Below are 22,814 nucleotides of genomic sequence, written 5' to 3' on the forward strand. Positions count from 1 at the left end.
CACATTGGCAACTCATGAATTGTATCCATTCCCTGCAAAGCGCCTTTTCCTGGTCCGGCTATCTGCGCCGCCGCCTGAACGCCCGGCCCGAGATCCGGCAGCAAATCCTGGCAGACGCGGCCGAACCCGTCACCTCGGCACGAATTATGCAATGGTCGCAGGAGCTGGCGGTCAGCCTAGGTGCCCCCGCCACGCAGGTGTGGGACATCGCGCAATGCCGGGTCATCCTGCGTAAATTGCGCAGCCGCCTGTTCGACACACTGGTGGTACGGGATACGGGCGGCGACGCAACGCTCGAAGAGGTAACGCATGCTATCTCCTTTCTGGCCGACTTCGCGGTTGGCCAGGCCTACCGCAGTGTGATGCACGATATGGTCGATGTTCATGGTACGCCCATCGACCCCGCCACCGGCAAGCCCATGGAAATGATTATTCTGGGTATGGGTAAACTGGGTGGCTACGAACTGAATGTTTCGTCGGACATAGATCTGATCATGCTGTACCCCGAAGAAGGCGAAACCACCGGCCGGCGACCACTGAGCCACCACGAATTCTATGGTCGCCTTACCCGGCGCATGATGCCGATCCTGTCCGATCAGGATGCCGACGGCCAGGTATTTCGTACCGATCTGCGCCTGCGCCCGGATGGCGATGCCGGTCCTCTGGCCTGGAGCCTGGATGCCCTGGAAAATTATCTGATTGCCCAGGGGCGCGAATGGGAGCGCTACGCCTGGCTCAAAGCGCGCATTATTCACGTGCAGGCACTGGAGGGCAGCGCACCGGCGCCGTACGAACAGCAACTGGAAAGCCTGCGACTACCGTTTATTTACCGCAAATATTTCGACTTCGATACGCTGGCTTCGCTGCGCCAGTTGCGTGAACGCATTCGTCAGGACTGGCAGCGACGCGCCCTGGCCAAAAATGGCGTGGACACGGTTCACAATATCAAGCTGGGTGAAGGCGGGATTCGCGAAATTGAGTTTGTGGTGCAGCTATCGCAACTGATCAAGGGCGGCCGCCTGCCCACCATTCAGGAACAATGCCTGATCAAGGCACTGCACGCAGAAGTGAATGCCGGGCTGATCTCGCCGGAAACCGGTAACAGGCTTGAAGAGGCCTATCGATTTTTACGACGGGTTGAACATTTCCTGCAATACCGGGAAGACGAACAAACCCATCTGTTGCCCAACGACCCGGACCGCATGGCGGCACTGGCCACCGTACTGGGTTTCACCGCAGCCGATTTCACCGCCAGGCTGACCGCCCATCGGCAATTTGTTGCGGATACGTTTCGCGATGCCTTCCGCATTGCCGGCCTGAATGACGATCAGAGCAATGGCCAGCAACCGCAAGCCTGCGACACGGAACACCGCGACGAGAGAAATCTGGAAGACATCATCAAACAGCAATTTGCCGATCATGATCCGGATGATGTTGAACATCGGCTGGAGGCATTGCTCAACAATTCCCGCATACGCGGCTTATCCAACAGCAGTCGCGCCCGTCTCGAAAAACTGCTGCCGGCGGTCATCCAGGCCGCAGCACGCACGCCATTGCCCAATACCGCCTGCGCACGCTTATTCGACCTGATTGAAACCATCGCACAACGCAGCGCTTACATCGCCCTGCTTGCCGAATTTCCCGATACGTTGGCCCGGGTGGCACGTATCATGGCGGCCAGCCCCTGGGCGGCAAGCTATCTGACGGCCAATCCGATTCTGCTCGATAGTCTGATCGAATGGAACAGCCTGATGGAACCGGTCAACATCGCAATGACGGCTGAACTGCTGAACAAAGAACTGGACGCCTGCGTACTGCATGACGGTACCCCCGACGTTGAGCAACAAATGAATGTCATGCGTGATGTGCAGAAGCAGGTGAGTTTCCAGTTACTGGCGCAGGATCTTGAAGGTGTGCTAACGGTAGAGAAACTGGCTGACCAGCTCTCCGGCCTGGCCGATGCGCTGCTACAGGAAAGCCTGCAACGCGTCTGGCCACTGGTGCGGCCTAAGCAAATACCGGCGGACGATGCCCTTTACCATATGCCGAAATTTGCCGTGATCGCCTACGGCAAGCTGGGTGGCAAGGAACTGGGTTACGCGTCTGACCTTGACTTGGTGCTGCTGTTTGACGACCCCGGCGACTATGCGCTCGAAGTCTATGCCAAACTTGGACGCCGGCTAAGTACCTGGCTGTCCAGCATGACCTCATCGGGCAGGCTTTATGAAATTGATTTGCGCCTGCGCCCCGACGGCGACGCCGGCCTGCTGGCCGTGTCGGTTGATACCTTTGAAAAATATCAGCGGGAACATGCCTGGGTGTGGGAGCACCAGGCCCTCACGCGGGCACGTTTTTCAGCCGGCGATCCCGAGATTGGGAAAACATTTGAGCGTATCCGCCGCGACATCCTTTTACAACAACGCGATCCGGACAAACTCAAACAGGAAGTGATCGAGATGCGTGCCCGAATTCGTGCCGGACATCCGAATAAAACCGAGTTGTTCGATGTGAAACACGACCACGGAGGGATGGTCGATATTGAATTCATTACCCAGTATTGTGTGCTTGCCCATGCGCATCAGCACAAGCAACTGCTGGAAAACCTGGGCAACATCGCCCTGCTTAACATTGCCGGTGCTGCGGGCATTCTGAACGCTGAGCATGCCGGCAAAACGGCAGACAGCTATCGCATCCTGCGACGCATGCAGCACGCCGTCAGGCTCAAGGGTGACGAGAAGGCCAGGATTGACCCTTCACTGTTAACCGAAGAACGGGCCGCAGTATGCACGCTTTGGGAAGAGGTTTTTGGAGAAAATGCTTGAAAATAAAGAGCATTTTTCAAAAAGCCGTCAATTTTCCAGGGAAATAACCTAAAATGATGAATTAAGCAAAGAATGATTTTTGATCGCCATGGTTACTGTTACCGATATTGAACGCCCTATCCTTGACCTGCCCGAGGGCCACGGCAAAGTGCTGCTGCATTCGTGCTGTGCCCCGTGTTCCGGCGAAGTCATGGAAGCCATGCTGGCATCGGGCATCAACTATTCCATCTTTTTTTATAATCCGAACATTCATCCGGTGCGTGAATATGAAATTCGCAAGGAAGAGAATATTCGCTTTGCGCAGCAGCACGGCATTGAATTTATTGATGCCGATTACGACGTAGATAACTGGTTCGATCGTGTCAAGGGCATGGAAAACGAACCAGAAAGAGGTATCCGCTGCACCGCCTGTTTTGATATGCGGTTTGAACGTACGGCACTCTATGCGCACGAACATGGCTTCGATACCATTACCAGCTCGCTTGGCATTTCACGCTGGAAGGACATGAAGCAGATTAACGGCTGTGGTGAACGCGCGGCCGCACGCTATCCCGAATTGGTGTACTGGACTTACAACTGGCGCAAAGGCGGCGGTTCTGCACGCATGATTGAAATCAGCAAGCGCGAGGAGTTCTATCAGCAGGAGTATTGCGGTTGTGTTTATTCACTGCGCGACACTAACCGCCATCGTCGTTCACAGGGGCGTGAACGCATCACCATCGGCGTAAAATTCTACGGTCGGCAGGAAGAAACGCTTTAACACACGCATGAAGCGCTAACACACGCAAAAGTGCGCTAAAAAATGAACCCCGTGCATTGATTGTACGGGGTTCATTCTTTGAGTCGGGAAGCACCTGCTAACGGTACCCCATCCCTCATTTCTATAGACGCGAGCGCCTTTACTGAGCCGGCGCTGGTGTTGCACCTGACGCAGCAGGTGCGGCCGCTGGCGCATTTGCGGGCGGTGTACCTGCCGCACCCGCATTGCCCGGGGCACCTGCATTGCCCGGGGCACCTGCATTGCCCGGGGCACCTGCATTGCCCGGAGCAGCCGCATTCTCGCTGCCCGGCTGGGTAATAAAGCCCAGCTTTTTCAGACCTGAGCCTTTTGCCATAGACAATATCTGTGCCAGTTCTTCGTAGCGCGTATCGGCATCTGCACGGATCCGTAACTCGGGCTGCGGGTCCTGCTTGCCTTCGTTAACGAACATTTCCCTCAGGTCACTCTGTTCCACCGGCTCATCATTCCAGTAAATAGTACCTGATTTGTCCATTGCCAGATCAATAACAACAGGTTCCTGCTCTACCGGCTTACTGCTGACCTGGGGCAGGTCGATCTTGATCGAATGCGCCATCAGCGGGGCTGTAATAATAAAGATCACCAGCAGCACCAGCATCACGTCGATCAGCGGCACCATATTGATTTCGGTCATCGCATGCGATGTCCCGTTTTTCTGGTCAAAACTTCCAAAAGCCATGACTATCTCCTAGTGACTAACGGCCACCGCCGCCACGCAAACTGCGCACTTTGGGATTCTGGTTCTCAAATTGCTGGCCGGTAGTCACAAACGCATACAGATCGTGGGCAAACGCGTCCAGACGGGCAAGCACTACGCGGTTACGGCGCACAAAAGCGTTATAGGCCAGCACCGCCGGAATGGCGACAGCCAGACCAAGACCGGTCATGATCAGCGCCTCACCTACCGGCCCGGCAATTTTGTTGATGGTCACGCCGGCTTCTGCCATCCCGATACCGATCAGGGCGTGATAAACACCCCAGACGGTACCGAACAGGCCGACAAACGGTGCGGTGGAACCAATGGAACCCAGCACAGACAACCCATTTTCGGCCTGCGCGGTTTCTTCATCAATCACTTTTTTCATACGGCGTGCCACAAATTCCGCATTACTGCCCGTTTCGGACAGATTGCTGGCGCCATAACGACTGTGATGATCCCTTGCGTGCAGCGCCTGATCGGCAAGGCGTGAGAACGGATCACGGGCACCGTATTTGTGCAGTTCCTGATCAACCTGCTCCAAAGACTGCGAGCTCCAGAAACGCTGCAGAAACTTATTTCCTCGGCGTGTACCGCTGATATTCAATAATACTTTGACGAAGATCAGGTACCAGGTAACCAGCGCCATCAAAACAAGAATGCCGAACAGGGCTTTGCCGACAATATCGCTCTGCATTAAAAAGTCCATAATGCCAGGGTTATGCGGCACAGCGTCCGTTGTCGCCTGAGCAAGGGCGACCCATGTGGATGACAGCCAGGGGGTAGTCATGATGAATAAATTCCTTTATTGAAAAACAATAGGTATATCGGCAATGGAGTCCCGGGGAACACCATTTTCTGTATAGGGTTTGAAACGCGCGCGTCGTACCGCACTCAGCGCAGATTCATTCAGCGAATCATAGGGCAGCGCCTGACGCAGGCTCACGCTTTTAACCGTACCCGCAGTAGAGATATGCACCCGGACGATAACCGTACCCGCTTCACCGCGCATTTTTGCCGCGCGCGGATAGGTTGGCTTAGGCTTGACCAGATAACTGACCGAAGACACCACCTTCGGCGCCAGATTGGTCTGGCCGCCCGACGGCTTGGTGCTCGCACCATTACTGACGCCTACCGGCTTGAGCGAAATATTGCGATCAATCTTGATATCGGACAGATTGGGCGCTGGCTTTACCTTCGGCTTCGGCTCAGGTTTAGGTTTCGGTTTGGGCTTAGGCTTTGGTTTTGGCTTGGGTTCGGGTTTTGGTTCAGGCTTCGGCTCGGGCTTAGGCTCAACTACCGGTTTGGGTTCCGGTTTGAGCTCGTATACCGGATCCGGCACTGGTTCCGGAGGCGGAATAATCTCTTCCGGTACAGGTTCAGGTTGTGGTTCCGGCTCGGGCTGGGGTTCTGGCTCCGGCTCCGGTTGTACTTCAGGCTCCGGAGGGGGGGCCAGCTCCTCTCCTTTCGGAGGGGGACGTACCGGTTCGTCGATAATCGTTACCATAACCGGGGCATCCGTCGCTTTGACGATAGGGGGCGTCAGATCCAGTGTACTCAGCCAGCCAACGCCTGACACTAATGCCAGCGTTGCAGCCAGGCCGGTGAGCCGAAAGCCCAGAGGAACCGCCGCGGGAGAATTTGATCCGTTAAACATGCTCAACATACGTGCCTTGTGCAGGCAATTACAGCAGATAGCGCCTGGAACGGGAACCGCACCCAGCCCAAATACATTAGGCACATTGAATCACGCTAATGAATATCTGCAGGTCAGCCTATTATTGTAATAATAACTATTCTCATTTTCAATGCATTTTTTGAAATTTGTGCATGGATTCACGGTCAATACATCACAAGGCATTTGCAGTTTGGCGCAATCGCCCTCTTTTCGCGTCTGCAAAAGAGTCGATAATTTTTTTTGCTGATACGCCTGCTCCCTCCGCCTTGATGTTTATTATTTTTTTTGTATCTTTATGTAAAAATAACTGAAACGAGCATGAATACACCTGCAATTTGTTGTGATTCATCCACAGCCTAATCGAAAGCCTGTTTCCAACAGACGAAAAAATACCGCCCGTAGGCGGTATTTTCTTTACAGCGCAAATAAATTATTTGGCTGAAACTTCTTTAGCCTGAGGACCTTTAGGGCCTTCAGCAACCACGAATGTTACTTCCTGGTTTTCCTGCAGTGATTTGTAGCCTGTACCGATGATGTCTGTGTGGTGCACAAACAGATCTTTACCACCAGAGGCGGGCTTGATGAAACCAAAGCCTTTCTCGTTGTTAAACCACTTTACAATTCCTGATTCTGTCGACATGTCGATTTCCTGATATATATAAAAACAGAGATAAAGCCTATCTCTTGGGACAAGACTTCAAGGAGACGACACATGCAAACAGTACCGCTGTAACCAGAAGCCTATTTCGTTCAACCGAAACAAGACTTCCTTTAACTTGAATATCTTATGTGTGACACTATGTCGGTAAAAGGAATCCGTGTCAATGAATATTTGTACCCGAGCATCAATACAACTGTCATTAAATTTTAATTAAGATCAAAAAAGCCCGGGAAATACCCGGGCTTTTTTATGGCAAAGCAACAGTCTTAACCCGCTATATCACTGTTTTCGCGGCTGAACACAAAAGCATCGTCTTTTACGTCAACCAGAACAGTGTCGCCAGGACCGAACTCCCCTTCCAGTATTTTTCTGGCCATGCCATTTTCCACATGTTGCTGAATTGCACGTTTCAGTGGCCTTGCGCCGAATACCGGATCGAACCCACCTTTGGCCAACAGGGCCAATGCGGCGTCGGAAATATGCAAATGCATATCCTGACCTGCCAGCCGCGCTCCCAGACGATCCAGCTGAATCCGCGCAATAGAGGAAATCTGCGCGCTATCGAGCGAATGAAATACCACCACTTCGTCAATACGATTCAGAAACTCTGGGCGGAACGCCTGTTTCACGTCTTCCCAGACCACTTCCTTGATCGCCTCGTAAGACTCCCCAGCCATACTCTGGATATGATGGGAGCCCAGATTCGACGTCATCACAATCACGGTATTGCGAAAATCGACTGTTCGTCCCTGCCCATCGGTCAAACGACCATCATCAAGCACCTGCAGCAGAATATTGAATACGTCCGGATGGGCTTTTTCCACTTCATCCAGCAGGATCACACTATAAGGCTTACGGCGAACCGCTTCGGTCAGGTAACCACCCTCTTCGTAGCCCACATAGCCCGGAGGCGCTCCGATGAGACGCGCTACGGAATGTTTCTCCATAAACTCGCTCATGTCGATACGTACCAGATGCTCTTCTGAATCGAACAGAAATCCGGCCAGCGCCTTGGTCAGCTCGGTTTTACCGACGCCCGTTGGCCCAAGAAACAGAAAGGAACCATAAGGCCGTGACGGATCGGACAAGCCGGCGCGTGAACGACGGATCGCATCAGAAACCAGGGTGACCGCTTCGTCCTGGCCAACTACGCGTTTGTGCAGGAAGTTTTCCATGCCCAGCAGTTTTTCCCGCTCGCCCTGCATCATTTTGGAGACTGGGATACCGGTAGCGCGAGACACCACTTCGGCAATTTCTTCGGCCCCAACCTCAGTGCGCAGCAGGCGAGGTTTAGCCTTGCTGGTTTCTTCCGATTCAGCCACTTTCAGGCGACCTTCGAGTTCAGGCAAACGGCTGTACTGCAACTCAGCCAGTTGCTCGTACTGCCCCTTGCGCTGAAATTCAGCCATTTGCGCCCGAACTTTCTCGATTTCTTCCTTGATCGACTGTGCACCCTGCACCGCCGCTTTCTCGGTTTTCCAGATCTCTTCGTAGTCGTTGTACTCGCGCTGCAGCTTTTCCAGCTCGTCTTCGATCGCTTTCAGGCGACGGGCAGAGGCATCATCGGTTTCCTTACGCACCGCTTCGCGTTCAATTTTCAGTTGAATGATGCGACGATCCAGACGGTCCATCACTTCGGGTTTCGAATCGATTTCCATGCGGATACGCGCCGCCGCCTCGTCGATCAGGTCAATCGCCTTGTCCGGTAGAAAACGGTCGGTGATATAGCGATTGGACAGCTCGGCGGCGGCTACAATGGCCGGGTCGGTAATATCAACACCGTGATGCAGCTCATAGCGTTCCTGAAGGCCGCGCAATATCGCAATGGTGCTTTCTACGTCGGGTTCATTAACCAGCACTTTCTGAAAGCGCCGTTCCAGCGCAGCATCTTTCTCAATGTACTTACGGTATTCATCAAGCGTGGTTGCGCCGATACAATGCAATTCACCGCGCGACAATGCCGGCTTGAGCATATTACCGGCATCCATGGCACCCTCGGCCTTGCCGGCCCCCACCATGGTGTGGATTTCGTCAATAAAGACGATATTGCTGCCGTCATCCTGCGCCAGTTCCTTGAGCACTGCCTTGAGACGTTCCTCGAACTCGCCGCGATACTTGGCGCCTGCCAGCAATGCAGCCAGGTCCAGCGACAGCACGCGTTTGCCGCGCAGGGTTTCCGGCACTTCATCATTGATAATGCGCTGCGCCAGCCCTTCAACAATGGCTGTCTTACCTACGCCCGGTTCACCGATAAGCACCGGATTGTTTTTGGTACGGCGTTGCAGAATCTGAATGGCCCGGCGGATTTCATCATCGCGACCGATAACCGGATCCAGTTTGCCCAGGCGGGCTCGTTCGGTCAGATCGGTCGTGTATTTTTTCAGCGCCTGGCGATTGCTTTCGCCTTCCTGGTCCTCAACGGCTGCGCCGCCACGAACCGCTTCAATCGCGGCTTCCAGTGCCTTTTTCTGCAGACCGGAGTCACGCAGGATACGACCGGCTTCGCCCTTGTCATCTGCTACAGCCAGCAGGAACAATTCACTTGCAATATAAGCATCACCCCGCCGGGCCGCTTCCTTATCGGTCGCGGTGAGCAGTGCATTCAGTTCACGGCTGATCTGCACATTCCCTTCGGCACCCTGCACCTGAGGCAGCGATTTGATCGCGTTGTCCAGGGCCGGACCGACGCGATTGACCGCAACACCGGCACGCGCCAGCAGGCTGCCGGCGCCGCTGTCTGCGTCGCTCAGCAAGGCGGACAGAACGTGTACCGGTTCAATGTATTGATTGTCATTACGGCCGGCAAGACTTTGGGCGTCGGCCAGCGCCTGTTGAAATTTTGTGGTTAATTTGTCAAATCTCATGATTCTTCCCATGTCATTCATTACGGCCATATCTATATGGCCTGGTTGCTTAATACATAATGGCAACTACCCACATTTCAAGATGTGATAAACACAGTTTTTGGCTGAGGATGAAGACGGCTGACCAAAGAACGGAACCACAGCCGGTACAATCGAATTTTAACTGTTCCGGTTGACCTTTCGATGAATTCAGGCTATTCCGACACCGCTGCCGCGCACGATCCTGACAGTGCCAGCTCTATCCTGCCCCAGCGTGTCGTGCTGGATACCTGTGTGCTGATGTCCACGATTCTCAAGAACCTGCTGCTACGTCTGGCGCAATCGGGCATGTTCGAACCGGTCTGGGCCGACTATATCGGCCAGGAGTGGCGTCGCAATGCCAGCCGTGTCTGGGAGGTGTCCGAAGAAGACATTACCACTCAATGGCAGGACATGCAGCTGGCCTTCCCCCGCGCCGACATGGGTATTGTCACTGAATTCGAAAAGGGGCTGAACAAAAGCGACCCCAAGGACTGGCACGTGATTGCAGCCGGCCGCGCCGCCCTTGCCCGCTACCCCGGTCAGTCTGTTTGTATTCTGACGCGCAACCTGCGCGATTTCAACCGCAGTGAACTACGCCAGCTGGGCTTGTCGCTATCAGACCCTGACGCGTTTCTGGCCAAATGCTATGAATTGAATGCCGATTTGCTGATGCAACTGCTGGCGATGATTCCCGACGATGCCATTACTATCGGCCGGCCACGCGAGCCCCTGGAAACCGTCCTCAGGCGGGAACGCCTGTTTCGCCTGAACAACCTGATTGCCCAGGACGAAAATGCGGCGGCGTAATCCAGCCGCGAGGGCTTCTCGTTTCATGAAGAAAATGAAGGACGCTTCCCATGTGCATTATCTATTTGTCGATTGCCAAAGATCCCGACTGGCCCCTGTATATTGCCGCCAATCGCGATGAGTTTCACGCCAGGCCAGCCTTGCCTGCCGCACCGTGGGACGCCAATCCGGACATTTTCTCCGGCCTGGATCTGAGCGGTGGCGGCACCTGGCTGGCGATTAACAGAAATGGCCGTTTTGCCATGCTGACCAATTACCGTGACCCCGCCGGCTTTATCCCCCAGGCTCCCACACGCGGCCTGCTGGTGAGCGATTTTGTGGACGGCACGATGACCGCCGGCGACTACATTACGCAGGCGTGGGAAACCGGCAATCACTACAATGGCTTCAATCTGATCGTGGGAGATGCTCGCGAGGTGTACTACACTGGTAACCGGCAAGCCGCAGCGCCGCAAAAGCTCGGGCAAGGCAGTTATATTCTGTCCAATCACCTGCTGGATACGCCCTGGCCCAAAGCCGAACGCCTGCGCCGTGGCCTGGATGCCCTCACGCCCGATAGCGGCCCCGATGCGCTACAACAAGTCTATACCCTGCTTAAAGACACCACGCCCGCACCCGATGACGCATTACCAGATACCGGCATTCCACTGGATCGCGAACGCCTCCTGAGCAGCCCTTTTATCATTAGCGAAAACTACGGCACCCGCTGCTCCACCATTGTTGCGGTCAATCGCGACGGTAACGCCACCCTCAGCGAATTGAGCTACGCGCCGGACGGCAGCGAAACAGGGCGCCGTGACTGGACCTTCACCATGCACAGCCCCTATCGCTATTGATTGAGCAGTGCTTTGCCTTTCAAAGGTACAATGAGCCGATTGCTCATTCAACCAGACTCAAGATACTCAAGCCATGGATCGCTTCACCCAACTGGAAAGTTTTGTCGCCGTCGCGACGCTTGGCACCCTGTCGGCTGCAGCCAAGCAACACGGCATTGCTCCTGCCATGATGGGGCGGCGGATCGATGCGCTGGAAGAACGCCTTGGCGTTAAGCTGCTCATTCGCTCTACCCGCAAGCTCACCCTTACACCCGAAGGGCATGCTTTTGTGGAAGAAGCCCAGCGCATTCTCAAGGATCTGGCCGAAACCGAGAGCCAGATCACCCAGGGCAAGGTAAAAATTGCCGGGCCCTTGCGGCTGACCGCGCCAGCCGGTTTCGGACGCCAGCATGTTGCACCACATATTCCGGATTTCTGCCGCCGGCATCCCGACATCCGCGTGACGCTGGATCTGACAGACAGAATCATCGATATGTTCGAAGAACAATACGACTGCGCCATTCGCATCGGCGACTTACCGGACTCGCAGCTGGTCGCTTTAAAACTGGCGGAAAACCGCCGGGTCGTGGTCGCCTCGCCTGCCTATATCAAACGTCATGGTACGCCTAAGGTGCCCGCTGATCTGGTCAAACACGAATGCCTGTCTTTCGGGCCGCAAGGCAGCCAGAGCAAAGGCTGGCTGTTTCAGGAAAAAGGCGGAACGCGGGCTTTCAAACCTACCGGCAGGCTCGCCTGCTCGGACGGCAGCGTTCTGCACGAATGGGCGCTGCATGGCTTTGGCTTATCCTGGCGTTCCCTGTGGGAAGTACAGGCCGACCTGAATGCAGGTCGCCTGGTTACGGTTCTGGATGATTACGCAACCCAGCCCAATGGCATTTATGCCGTCCTGCCCAACCGCAAGCACCTGCCCCAGCGTACCCGCAGTTTTATTGATATGCTCAAGCGGCACTATGCTACAGACGGCTACTGGGACGCTGTGCACATGCCGCCTGTCGCGGTACAGTGATGAAGGGATGGGCGCCAGCGCCCCTTTGATTATTTGCCTTCAGCCAACACGTCTGCGGGCAGATCGGTCGCGTGATATTTCTTGAAAATGGTATTTAACTCACCATTTTTCAGATTCTGGCGTACCAGCTCATTGATTTTCTCTTTCAGTTCTGAATTGTTCTTCGCGACGCCAATTCCCATTTTCGACGTCGACATCACAACCTTGATATCCAGGGCCTTGGCCGGATCCTTCTTATTGAGCGCGGCAATAATCGAAGGCGCAGTTGAAAAAATATTCGCCTGTCCGCTGGTTATCGCCGTAATCGCTGTGGCATCGTTTTCAAAACGCACAATATTGGTTCCGGCAGGAGCAAGCTTGGTTACGTTCAGATCATTAGTCGTACCCCGGGCCGTGACGACGCTTTTACCCGCCAGATCCTTCATTTCCTTGATCGCTGCATCCTTGGGCGCGCCGATCACAGATTGAATTACGGCATAGGGAATAGAAAAATCAATCACCTTTGCCCGTTCCGGTGTGATCGACAAACTGGAAATCACAATATCGGCCTTATTGGTCAGCAGAAACGGAATGCGATTGGCCTGAGTCGTGGGAACAATTTCCAGCTTCACGCCCAGATCCTTAGCCAGCAGAGTGGCTGTTTCCACGTCCGAACCCACCTCCTTCATGGCCTCATTTTTCATGCCGTAAGGCGGTGCGCTCAGATCGATGGCAACGCGCAACACCTTCTGCTGCATGATCTGTTCCAGGGTGTTGGCACAGGCGGGTGAGGCAACGCCCAGCAAAGCCGTGGCAAAGGTGACGGCAGCAAGCACGGGCTTGAGCGAATATTTCATGAATGTCTCCTGATTGGAATAGCGTTTTCTAAGAATAGGTTCTTTTAATTAAGCAACAAAATATAAAGTACGTTAGGGCCGGACTACATCTGAATTCAGCTGAAGCCATCCTGATTACAGGCCGTTATCCAGGAATTGCTTCAACTCCGGGGTCTGCGGATTGCGCAGCATCTCGGGCCCGCCCTGTTCATGGATTTTTCCCTGATACATATAAACAATGCGGTGCGCCACTCGCATGGCAAACGCCATTTCGTGTGTCACCAGCACCATCGTCATCCCTTCACGCGCCAGCTTTTCAATCACACGCAATACTTCGCCGGTCAATTGCGGATCCAGTGCCGAGGTCACCTCATCGAACAACATGAGCTTTGGACCCATCGCCAGTGAGCGGGCAATCGCAACGCGTTGCTGTTGACCGCCCGACAGCTGTTCGGGGTACATCTGGCTTTTCTCCTGTAGGCCGACTTGCGTCAATACGGTTTGAGCAATATCCTTTGCCTGACTCCGGCTCATCTTCTTAACCGAAGTTAATGCAAGTGTGATATTGCGCTCTACGGTTAAATGTGGAAACAGGTTATAGCTTTGGAAAACGATACCCACATCCTGACGCAGCATCTTCAGGTCAGACTTGGGAATATCCGCCCCAAAAGTGTGGCCGCAAACGGTTACCGAGCCTTTGTCGATTTGCTCCAGATGATCCATGCAACGCAGCGCCGTGCTCTTGCCCGATCCGCTCTGGCCGATAATGGCAATAATTTCGCCGGGCTTGATGCTCAGGTCAACGCCCTTCAGGACATGATTGTCACCAAACCATTTATGTACATTGTCCAGCCGCACGATATCGCCAGCGTTCGCCGTCTGCACGCGCGATGAGGCTGGCGTGCTGTCCTGCGCCCCGCCTGGCGGGACGGCTGCGTTGACCGCTCCCCCGGCTACCGGTTGCTGCAAAGGCACTGAATTCATATGAGCTCCCTTGTGGAATATTCTATGTGTTCTATGTCAGCCGCGAGAGATGTTCAGCTTGCGCTCAAGCTTCAAACTCAGTCGTGATAACGGATAACAAATAATGAAATACAAGACCGCGGCAAGTCCGAAGTAAAGAAATGGCTGGAACGTCGCGTTATTGAGTATTTTTGCGTTATAGGACAGCTCGGCAAAACCGATAACCAGCGAAGCGATCGAGGTGTTTTTGACGATCTGTACCATGAAGCCCACGGTGGGCGGAACGGCAATGCGCAATGCCTGCGGCAGAATCACCTGGAACATGCGCTGAATGAGGTTCAGGCCCAGGCACTCGGCTGCCTCCCACTGGTTTTTCGGTACCGACTCAATACAGCCGCGCCAGATTTCACCCAGAAAAGCCGATGACTGGATGGTGAGCGCCAGCACAGCGGCGGTCAGTGCAGGGACCGAGGTAAAGCCCAGTATCGTCGGACCGTAAAAACAGACGCCCATCAAAACCAGCAGCGGCGTACCCTGAATGGCCTGAATATAGGTAAAGGCGGCACCTCGCGCAACGGGATTGGCAGACACCCGCATTAGCGCGATGATCAAGCCCACTGCGCTGGCAAACACAAACGTCAGGATAGACAGGACAAAAGTTCCCCAGGCGCCCTGCAACAGAAAAATCAATTGTTCATGATTCATAAGGTTCAGCGCTCCGATTTACAGCAAGGTGCCAAGGCGACGCCTGCGTACAAAAAACAACTTGCCCAGCATCCAGAAAATAGCCCGTACCAGCAACGACATGGCCAGATAAATTCCCCAGAGAATGATAAATACTTCGAAATTGCGGAACGTCATGGATTGCACCTGACCAGACACGCCGAACAAATCTTCGGTCCCGACAGCCGACAGCACACTGGTCACCAGCATGAGCAGAATGAACTGGCTGGTAAGCGCCGGGTAGACTCGCTCCAGGGCCGGCACCAGAATAATATGCCAGTACACCTGCAAGGGCGATAGCCCCAGACACTCCCCTGCTTCGCGCTGGCTGCGCGGCACCGACTCGATGCCGGCACGCACGATCTCACAGGTATAGGCCGTAATATTAATGACAAGTGCAAGAATGGCACCGACCAGAATCGGCATGGTCAGCCCAACGCTGGACATCCCGAAAATCAGAAAATAACTTTGGATAATCAGCGGCGTATTGCGAATCACCTCCACATAGGCGCCCACCGTTTTGCTCAGCCACGGAATGGACGAGCTACGGGCGATTGCACACATTACACCTAGAATAAAACCGGCCAGAGTAGACCAGAAGGACATGACAGCGGTCGTGCGCGCCCCTTCCAGGAAGAACTGCCAGTAGGCAAAGACAGAGTTGAAATCGAACTCATAAGTCATGTCTGACCCGCTTTTGACTGTAATAAAAGTAAGACATGCTACACGCACTAATTGGTAAAACCACTTATAGAAAACCCTATAAAATGCGTATTTACGTCAAAATTGGTTTGACCAGTTAATTGGAATCCCCTATATTGGATTTACTAAGATTTCAATTGAAAATATGACATCCGACATACCTTCCTCTTCACGCAAAACAGCAGCAAGAGCCTATTTACAAACCGCGGCACAACTGCGCACGGTGATCGCCAGCCTGCAAATTGATGCGGGTGGGCGCCTGCCTTCCGAAAGAGAGCTTGCCCAGCAGTTGGGCGTGTCACGACCTACCTTGCGCGAAGCACTGATCGTGCTGGAACTGCAGGATGAGGTTGAAATCCGGATCGGCTCGGGTATCTACGTAAAAAATAGCGCTAGCCAATCAGAGCTATCGGCACAGATGAATCAAGCCGATACCAGCCAGGCTTTTCATCCGGCATCGCGACACGAAGATCCGGCGGCAACAGATGAGTCTGTCCGGAGTCTGCAACGCCTTGCTGGTGTTGCTCCAGCTGACGATCCGGATGACAATCCTTTGATTCTCCCCGCCCGGATGCTGCCCGGCATTGCCGAAGACAGCCCGAAAGAAGTCAACCAGATGCGCTATTTTCTGGAATCTGCCGTGGCGGCCGAGGCTGCCCGGTTCATGTCGCCCGACCTGCGCAAGCAACTCAGAAAAAGCCTGACCGACATGCAGGCAGCGATGGCGCAAAACGACAGCACCACTAACGCTCGCATGGCCGATGCCGATCGATTATTTCATACGACCCTGGCGCAAAGTACCGACAATCAACTGGTCATGCAGACCATTACCAGTCTGTTCGACCAGCGCTATCGACCCATTGCCCGCAGCATGCACCGGCATTTCGACGATCACCAGGCATGGCTGGCGGCGATGCAGGAGCACGAACACATTTGTCAGGCGATCGAAGACCGCGATCCCCTGCAGGCTCTGGCTGCCATGCAACGCCATCTGACCCGCGCTCACCAGCGCCTGATGACCATTATCGGTTAACACATCACCCATTATTTCAAAATGAAATCCAGAGGAATCCAATGAGCAAGACTATACGACTGCATGCCAATGACAATGTCATTATTGCAACTGAACAGCTGATGCAGGGCAATACGGAGGAGAACATCGCCATCCTTGGGCTGGTTCCTGCCGGACACAAAATCGCGACCGTTGATATCGCAAAGGACAGCCCGGTACGTCGCTACAACCAGATTATCGGTAAGGCGACCCGCGACATCCGTGCCGGGCAGCATGTTCATACCCACAATATGGCCATGATGGATTTCGAACGTGATTACGACTTTGGCTCTCATACAAAGGAAGTCACGATCAATGACAAGACCGATCAGTTCATGGGCTACGTCAGGCCGGATGGCCGGGTGGCAACACGCAACTTTATCGGTATTCTTACCTCTGTCAACTGTTCTGCCACTGCTGCCAAAGCCATTGCCGATCATTTCCGCCGCGATATCAACCCTGCCGCGCTGGCAGACTTTCCCAACGTGGATGGTGTGGTCGCCCTGCCCCATGCTACCGGCTGTGGGCACGGCGCCGAGGGTCTTTTTGTAGACACGCTCCGGCGCACGCTCGTCGGTTACGCTAAGCACCCCAACTTCCATTCGGTGCTGATGGTTGGTCTGGGCTGTGAATCCAATCAGATCTCGGCCATTCTTGCCTCCGGCAATTTGAAGGAAAGCGTTAATCTGCAAACCTTTACGATTCAGGATACCGGCGGCACCGCAAAAACCGTTGCCAAGGGTATTGAAGTGGTCAAGTCCATGCTGCCTGCCGCCAACCAGGTTCAGCGCGAGCCGGTTTCTGCATCCCATCTTACCGTGGGCCTGCAATGCGGGGGTTCCGACGGCTATTCAGGCATTACTGCCAACCCGGCACTGGGTGCTGCGGTTGATCGTCTGGTACGCGCCGGCGGCACCGCCATTCTCTCGGAAACCCCTGAGATTTATGGCGCAGAGCATTTGCTGACACAGCGCGCGGTCAGCCGCGAGGTGGGAGAAAAACTCATTGCCCGTATCAAATGGTGGGAAGACTATTGCGAACGCAATTTTGCTGAAATGAATAACAATCCGTCCGCCGGCAATAAGGCGGGTGGGCTGACAACCATTCTGGAAAAATCGCTGGGCGCGGTGGCCAAGGCCGGCACCACCAACCTGAATGATGTGTACGAATACGCGCAGCCTGTGACGACAAAAGGCATGGTATTCATGGACTCACCCGGCTTTGATCCGGTCTCCGCAACCGGACAGGTCGCCTCGGGCGCCAATCTGATTTGCTTTACCACCGGCCGCGGCTCGGCGTACGGCTGTACCCCCTCGCCTTCGCTCAAGCTCAGTACCAACAATGCCTTGTGGCAACGTCAGGAAGAAGATATCGATATCAACTGCGGCACCATCATCAGTGGAGAGGAAAGCGTAGACAGCCTGGGTGAAAAAATCTATCGCATGATGCTGGACGCCGCTTCGGGTAAGAAAACCAAGAGCGAATTACATGGCTATGGACAGAACGAATTTGCACCGTGGCCACTGGGCGTGACCATGTAATTTAAGGGCACTCTCAGGACCTGTTCAATTTCAGCAATAACGCTTTGCCGAACAATAAATGGCAGCCGGTACTCCTTCGGCAGCCATTTATTGACGTATAAAACACCCGCTCTCTTCCCGTTCAACCTACCTGGATTGACCTACCTGGATTGACCTACCTGGATTAACTTATCTGGATTAACCTATCTGAATTAACCTACCGGTATCAATCCAGCCATTCCTGCAGCATCACTTCTATCGTGATGCACACGGGAGAGCCCCCTTTAATAAACCTGCCGGCAAAGACCTCGCCCGCATTGTTAGCCACAATTCCGTGCAGTTCAACTTCGGTTTGCCCTTCGCGACTACGACGCACATGGCCGCTCATGCTCAGAATCTCAACCGCGAACCCCTCAACGTTGATACTGCGCGGCACGCCTTCGTCCGTCATGATTTCCAGACTGGACTTAAACAGACTGCCAAGCCCGCCTTTGATCACCCCCTGGGCAATCTGATGCTCGCGGCAGATGTCCTCCATGCCGGTAACCAGATCATCATTGCAGAAAAACCGGGCGTTAACCACGCGCCCCACCCGACAGTGTCTGATACTGGACTCCATACCCCTGCTCCTTTTGCCATTCAGAAATTTTCCCTAGCGCTCTTGTCCAGCAGCCACCGCTGCGCGATCTGCGTTGCCATCCATGTGCGCTGCCAATTGCGGATGAAATACATACATGCCGGAGGTCGCATCCAGCCTGGCAACAAATTCAATGTCGCTTGTCGCAGTAACATAAATACGTAGCCCATCCCGGCCCACGATACATTGCGCCGTATCCAGATGGCCGCCCTGAGTCAGGCCGCTACCGGTCACAAGACAACCGTGACAATGCAACATGGGTTGAGCCCCCTTGTCCTTACCGTATATGCCCATTGCCGAAATCAGCGTCGCATTGCCCACGTGATTGGGCGCACCGTATTGTGCGATGCGCTTGCCAGCCGGATCTGGGTATCCGGTGTAAAAAATAGCGGAAAGAAGACGGCCGCCCATGATGTCCAGGTGCGCGCTTTGAATATCATGCTGCATGAACGCCGTAGCCACCCATTCCCAGATAGATGCACCTTCGGGTACATCAAGCACCCAGTTACGTTGCCCATGCTGGGCCAGAGACAACACTCGTGAGCTAAGCCGTTGCATCATCCTGCACCATACGTCGCAAGTCTTTTTTAACAATCTTCCCATACCCCGATTTCGGCATGGAATCCCAGAAATAATATCTGGCCGGATACTTGTAGCGGGCAACTTTACCATTCAGATGGCGGTTCAATGCGGCGGCATCTGTTCTGGAGCCATTCTTGCACACCACCACCGCAACACCGGACTCACCCCATTTTTCATCGGGCACGCCAAACACCGCGACTTCGGAAACGGCGGTATGCGTCAGTAAGGCCTCTTCGATTTCCCGCGGATAGACATTTGAACCACCGGAAATATACATATCTGACTGTCGTCCGGTAATATACAGAAAACCCTGCTCATCCAAATGGCCCAGATCGCCGGTGTGAAACCAGCCATATCGGAAAGCCTTCTCATTCGCTTCGGGGTTGCTATCATAGCCCATGCACACGGCCGGACCGCGCACGCAAATTTCACCAGTGATACCTGCGCCACAACGCCCGCCATCTTCATCCAGAATCGCAATTTCCATGCCGGTTCTGGCATAGCCACAAGTGCCGATCCTTGCATCTTCTGCACCATCATCCAGCTGGTGCATATGCGGTGGCAAAACGGTGATATTGCCGGTCACTTCACCCAGTCCATAGTACTGGACCAGCACCTTGCCCAGTTTGCGCAAGGCGTATTTCTGATCTTCGCGATACATGGGCGCGCCCGCATAAATCACATATTTCAGCGAAGAGTGGTCAAACTGATCGACAGCGGGATCTTCTGTCAGGCGTTTAACAATTGTGGGCACAGTAAACATATTGTCTACACCATGTTGCTGAACCAGTTGCCATGCTTCAACACAATCGAGCCGCGCCGAACGCGGCAGGACGCTGGCAGCACCGCGCGCGGTATTCGCGATCGCATGAATCCCCGCGCCGTGCGACAGCGGCGCCACCACCAGCGAGCGCGAATGCTGATCAATCCCGGGGAGCAAATCGGCCAGATGATTGGTAATCACAAATGCCATTTGCCCGTGCGACAATACCCCTGCCTTGGGAAGCCCGGTCGTACCCGAAGTGAAGAAAAACCATAAGGGGTCTTCATAATCCACGTCAACCGCCTCGAAGCACCCTTTTTCTATATGCTGCGCCAATAATGCGGCATAGCTATGTTCGTGCTCTTGTGGTTCACCAATGGCGATGACATGCCGGACCGTGTCGGCAGCTTGGCAGCAACTATTGGCATGGCCCGCATACCCGTCGTCATAAATCACGACCGAAGCCTTGCTGGCAGAGGCGAGATAGGCAACCTCCGACTCGGTAATGCGGACATTGGTTGGGACCCAGATCGCACCCAGCTTAAAGGTTGCCCAACAGCTTTCAAACAATTGCACATTATTGGAGGAATGGATCAGAATGCGATCGCCCTTTTTGACACCCAATGCCCTCAAGGCATGCGCCAGCGCATCTACCCGGGCATTGAGTTCACCCCAGCGATAGATGCGGTCACCGTGGATCAGCCCGGGCAGGTCCGCAAAACGTAAACTGACATCCGTCAGAAAATTACCAATATTTTTTACCGGCTTGAGCATGGCACCATTCCAGAATAACCCGATACCTGCAGCGATCACGGGGCTGCAGACCTTTCACACACGCATCACACACACGCATCACGCGCGTTCAAGAATACTCACATAATTGGCAACTGCCGAGCCACCCATATTGAAGACACCCGCCCGATCCGCCACCGGCAATTGCATATCGCCAGCCTGTCCGCTCAATTGCATCGCAGCCATCACATGCATGGAAACGCCTGTCGCACCGATGGGGTGCCCTTTGGACTTCAGGCCACCCGAGGGATTCACGGGCAGGCGTCCGTCACGAGCGCTGATGCCATCCAGGATCACACGCGCCCCTTCGCCCGGGCGGGCCAGCCCCATGGCCTCATATTCAATCAGCTCGGCAATGGTAAAGCAGTCATGGGTTTCAACAAACGACAGCTCGTTCAGGCTCAGACTGCTATCGGCCAGCGCCTGTTGCCAGGCCCGCGTCGCACCTTCAAATGCAATGGGGTCCCGACGGCTCATCGGCAAATAATCATTTACCTGAGACGTTGCCAGAAAACGTACACGATTGTCGCTATTGCGAACATCATCGTCCCTGCAGATAATCACGGCGGCCGCGCCGTCAGAGACCAGGGAACAGTCGGTACGTTTAAGCGGGCCGGCGACGAAGGGATTTTTTTCAGACTCTGTACGACAGAAATCGAAACCGAAATCCTTTCGCATATGGGCGTACGGATTGGACAGGCCATTGTGGTGGTTCTTGGCAGCAATCATTGCCAAAGCGTCAGACTGGTCGCCGTAGCGATCAAAATAGGTTTTGGCAATCACATTGCCGAAAAGGCCGGCAAAACCACCTGCAACTGCCGCCTCTTCCCTGGCATAGGAACATTTGAGCAGAACTTCGCCGATCTCCGGTGTTGACAGTTCCGACATTTTTTCAAAACCCAGTACCAGCGCGTAACGACTGCGTCCGCTGCTGACCGCGTTAAGCGCAGAGTGCAGCGCCGCCGAGCCTGTGGCGCAGGCGTTTTCCAGTCGCACAGACGGAATAAATCGCAATGCCGGCATCGTGTTAAACAGTAACGATGAAGGGAAATCCTGATATAGAAATCCACCGTTGTAATGACCGACGTGCAGCGAATCGATATCACTCTGCTCCAGACCGGCATGCTCAATAGCTTGCAGCGCTACGTCCCCGATCATCTGCTCGGGGTCGATGCCATCCATTTTTCCGAACCTGGAATGGGCCCAGCCCGTCATTGACACACGCATTGCAATTGACTCCCTTTAGTTGAAACCGTGAAAACGGACTTGGACAATCAATGTCCGGTAATGCCCGCCGCCAGAAAACCGCCGTCTACCGGAATCACATGACCATTGACATACGAGGCAGCGTCGGAGGCAAGGAACAGGCAAACCTGAGCAATTTCCTGCGGTGTGCCGTAACGGCCCATGGGTACGGACAGCGTGAATGCATCCCTGGCGGCCTGTGTATGCAATTGCCGGGTAAGCGGCGTATCTATCGGTCCCGGCGCGATGCCGTTGCTGGTAATGCCAAATTCGGCCAGTTCCAGCGCCATCTGTCGCGTCAGCCCGAAAATCGCCGCCTTGGATGTGCCATACGCCGCTCTGCCCCAGCTGGCACGCTCGCCACTCACAGATGCAATATTGATAATGCGTCCTGACTGCCTTTTTTGCATGAGTCGCCCGGCGTGCTGGGACATCAGAAACGGCCCTGTTACGTTCACTTGCATGACCTTTTCCCAATGATCCTGCGGGTAGTCCAGATAGGCCACCGTTTTGGCGATACCTGCGTTGTTCACCAGCACGTCGCAGCGCCCATATTCGCGCTCTACCGTTGCAAAGAAATGAGCTATGTTATCGGCATCCGCCACGTCCAGCCTGAGATAACGCGCCTGTAACGATTGCGTATTGAGTGACTCGGCCAGCGCCTGCGAGTCGGTCTCGTTCACATCTGCAATCATGGTCTGATAGCCGGCATGGGCAAAGGCCTCGACGATTGCCCGGCCAATGCCACTGCCGCCACCAGTAACCACCGCTACGCGCATCTCACTTGCAGAAACAGCACTCATACTGCACCACCTCTTTGGAATAAAGCA

Annotated in this window: 21 protein-coding genes; 7 read left to right on the forward strand and 14 right to left on the reverse strand. The window is 54.3% G+C overall.

Annotated elements, in window-relative coordinates; all coding sequences use genetic code 11:
* The first annotated feature begins 14 nt into the window (after window positions 1-14).
* Both glnE and MIM_RS11675 read left to right on the forward strand, forming a co-directional pair.
* The gene (gene glnE, locus MIM_RS11670; RefSeq protein ID WP_025372936.1) at window positions 15-2,822 is read left to right on the forward strand and encodes a bifunctional [glutamate--ammonia ligase]-adenylyl-L-tyrosine phosphorylase/[glutamate--ammonia-ligase] adenylyltransferase; all 2,808 of its coding nucleotides are present in this window, start codon (window positions 15-17) and stop codon (window positions 2,820-2,822) included.
* An 88-nt stretch (window positions 2,823-2,910) separates the two neighbouring features.
* The gene (locus tag MIM_RS11675; RefSeq protein ID WP_025372937.1) at window positions 2,911-3,582 is read left to right on the forward strand and encodes an epoxyqueuosine reductase QueH; all 672 of its coding nucleotides are present in this window, start codon (window positions 2,911-2,913) and stop codon (window positions 3,580-3,582) included.
* Between the two features lie 139 nt (window positions 3,583-3,721).
* Here MIM_RS11675 and MIM_RS11680 read toward each other — a convergent pair whose 3' ends face one another.
* The 5 genes from MIM_RS11680 to clpB all read right to left on the reverse strand — a co-directional run bounded on the left by MIM_RS11680 (window position 3,722) and on the right by clpB (window position 9,521).
* Entirely contained in the window at window positions 3,722-4,300 is a 579-nt protein-coding gene (locus MIM_RS11680) for an ExbD/TolR family protein (protein WP_025372938.1), read from the reverse strand.
* 16 nt (window positions 4,301-4,316) lie between these two features.
* Complete coding sequence (locus MIM_RS11685) at window positions 4,317-5,108, reverse strand: MotA/TolQ/ExbB proton channel family protein (protein WP_025372939.1); 792 nt, start codon at window positions 5,106-5,108, stop codon at window positions 4,317-4,319.
* A 15-nt stretch (window positions 5,109-5,123) separates the two neighbouring features.
* Window positions 5,124-5,975, reverse strand: coding sequence for an energy transducer TonB (locus tag MIM_RS11690; RefSeq protein ID WP_144084639.1), 852 nt, complete (start codon window positions 5,973-5,975; stop codon window positions 5,124-5,126).
* A 451-nt stretch (window positions 5,976-6,426) separates the two neighbouring features.
* On the reverse strand, window positions 6,427-6,636 hold the full coding sequence (locus tag MIM_RS11695) for a cold-shock protein (RefSeq protein ID WP_014750808.1): 210 nt from the start codon (window positions 6,634-6,636) through the stop codon (window positions 6,427-6,429).
* A 287-nt stretch (window positions 6,637-6,923) separates the two neighbouring features.
* The gene (gene clpB / locus MIM_RS11700; RefSeq protein WP_025372941.1) at window positions 6,924-9,521 is read right to left on the reverse strand and encodes an ATP-dependent chaperone ClpB; all 2,598 of its coding nucleotides are present in this window, start codon (window positions 9,519-9,521) and stop codon (window positions 6,924-6,926) included.
* Window positions 9,522-9,704: 183 nt separating this feature from the next.
* On the opposite strand from clpB, the gene MIM_RS11705 reads away from it, so the two are divergent.
* From MIM_RS11705 to MIM_RS11715, 3 genes are all read left to right on the forward strand, one after another.
* Entirely contained in the window at window positions 9,705-10,349 is a 645-nt protein-coding gene (locus MIM_RS11705) for a PIN domain-containing protein (protein ID WP_025372942.1), read from the forward strand.
* Between the two features lie 50 nt (window positions 10,350-10,399).
* The gene (locus MIM_RS11710; protein ID WP_025372943.1) at window positions 10,400-11,185 is read left to right on the forward strand and encodes an NRDE family protein; all 786 of its coding nucleotides are present in this window, start codon (window positions 10,400-10,402) and stop codon (window positions 11,183-11,185) included.
* A gap of 73 nt (window positions 11,186-11,258) precedes the next feature.
* Window positions 11,259-12,191, forward strand: coding sequence for a LysR family transcriptional regulator (locus MIM_RS11715; RefSeq protein WP_025372944.1), 933 nt, complete (start codon window positions 11,259-11,261; stop codon window positions 12,189-12,191).
* A gap of 29 nt (window positions 12,192-12,220) precedes the next feature.
* Here MIM_RS11715 and MIM_RS11720 read toward each other — a convergent pair whose 3' ends face one another.
* The 4 genes from MIM_RS11720 to MIM_RS11735 all read right to left on the reverse strand — a co-directional run bounded on the left by MIM_RS11720 (window position 12,221) and on the right by MIM_RS11735 (window position 15,376).
* Entirely contained in the window at window positions 12,221-13,027 is an 807-nt protein-coding gene (locus MIM_RS11720; protein WP_025372945.1) for a transporter substrate-binding domain-containing protein, read from the reverse strand.
* A gap of 114 nt (window positions 13,028-13,141) precedes the next feature.
* A complete protein-coding gene (locus MIM_RS11725) occupies window positions 13,142-13,990 on the reverse strand; it encodes an amino acid ABC transporter ATP-binding protein (RefSeq protein WP_025372946.1) in 849 nt (282 codons plus the stop codon).
* A 36-nt stretch (window positions 13,991-14,026) separates the two neighbouring features.
* Window positions 14,027-14,674: an amino acid ABC transporter permease gene (locus MIM_RS11730; RefSeq protein ID WP_025372947.1), complete on the reverse strand. Its 648-nt coding sequence runs from the start codon at window positions 14,672-14,674 to the stop codon at window positions 14,027-14,029.
* A gap of 18 nt (window positions 14,675-14,692) precedes the next feature.
* Window positions 14,693-15,376, reverse strand: coding sequence for an amino acid ABC transporter permease (locus MIM_RS11735; RefSeq protein ID WP_025372948.1), 684 nt, complete (start codon window positions 15,374-15,376; stop codon window positions 14,693-14,695).
* A 163-nt stretch (window positions 15,377-15,539) separates the two neighbouring features.
* On the opposite strand from MIM_RS11735, the gene MIM_RS22145 reads away from it, so the two are divergent.
* Window positions 15,540-16,427, forward strand: a complete 888-nt coding sequence (locus MIM_RS22145; protein ID WP_025372949.1) for a FadR/GntR family transcriptional regulator — start codon at window positions 15,540-15,542, stop codon at window positions 16,425-16,427.
* 41 nt (window positions 16,428-16,468) lie between these two features.
* On the forward strand, window positions 16,469-17,986 hold the full coding sequence (locus tag MIM_RS11750; RefSeq protein ID WP_025372950.1) for a UxaA family hydrolase: 1,518 nt from the start codon (window positions 16,469-16,471) through the stop codon (window positions 17,984-17,986).
* 205 nt (window positions 17,987-18,191) lie between these two features.
* Here MIM_RS11750 and MIM_RS11755 read toward each other — a convergent pair whose 3' ends face one another.
* From MIM_RS11755 to MIM_RS11775, 5 genes are all read right to left on the reverse strand, one after another.
* On the reverse strand, window positions 18,192-18,584 hold the full coding sequence (locus MIM_RS11755; protein WP_052342311.1) for a PPC domain-containing DNA-binding protein: 393 nt from the start codon (window positions 18,582-18,584) through the stop codon (window positions 18,192-18,194).
* Window positions 18,585-18,617: 33 nt separating this feature from the next.
* Window positions 18,618-19,163, reverse strand: coding sequence for a PCC domain-containing protein (locus tag MIM_RS11760; RefSeq protein ID WP_158318728.1), 546 nt, complete (start codon window positions 19,161-19,163; stop codon window positions 18,618-18,620).
* Window positions 19,147-20,721, reverse strand: a complete 1,575-nt coding sequence (locus MIM_RS11765; protein ID WP_025372953.1) for an acyl-CoA synthetase — start codon at window positions 20,719-20,721, stop codon at window positions 19,147-19,149. Before MIM_RS11765 ends, MIM_RS11760 begins: the two co-directional genes overlap by 17 nt.
* A 78-nt stretch (window positions 20,722-20,799) precedes the next feature.
* Window positions 20,800-21,966, reverse strand: a complete 1,167-nt coding sequence (locus tag MIM_RS11770) for an acetyl-CoA acetyltransferase (RefSeq protein WP_025372954.1) — start codon at window positions 21,964-21,966, stop codon at window positions 20,800-20,802.
* Between the two features lie 47 nt (window positions 21,967-22,013).
* A complete protein-coding gene (locus MIM_RS11775) occupies window positions 22,014-22,787 on the reverse strand; it encodes an SDR family NAD(P)-dependent oxidoreductase (protein WP_025372955.1) in 774 nt (257 codons plus the stop codon).
* Window positions 22,788-22,814 lie beyond the last annotated feature (27 nt).

This window comes from Advenella mimigardefordensis DPN7, assembly GCF_000521505.1.
Taxonomy (GTDB): Bacteria; Pseudomonadota; Gammaproteobacteria; order Burkholderiales; family Burkholderiaceae_B; genus Advenella; species Advenella mimigardefordensis.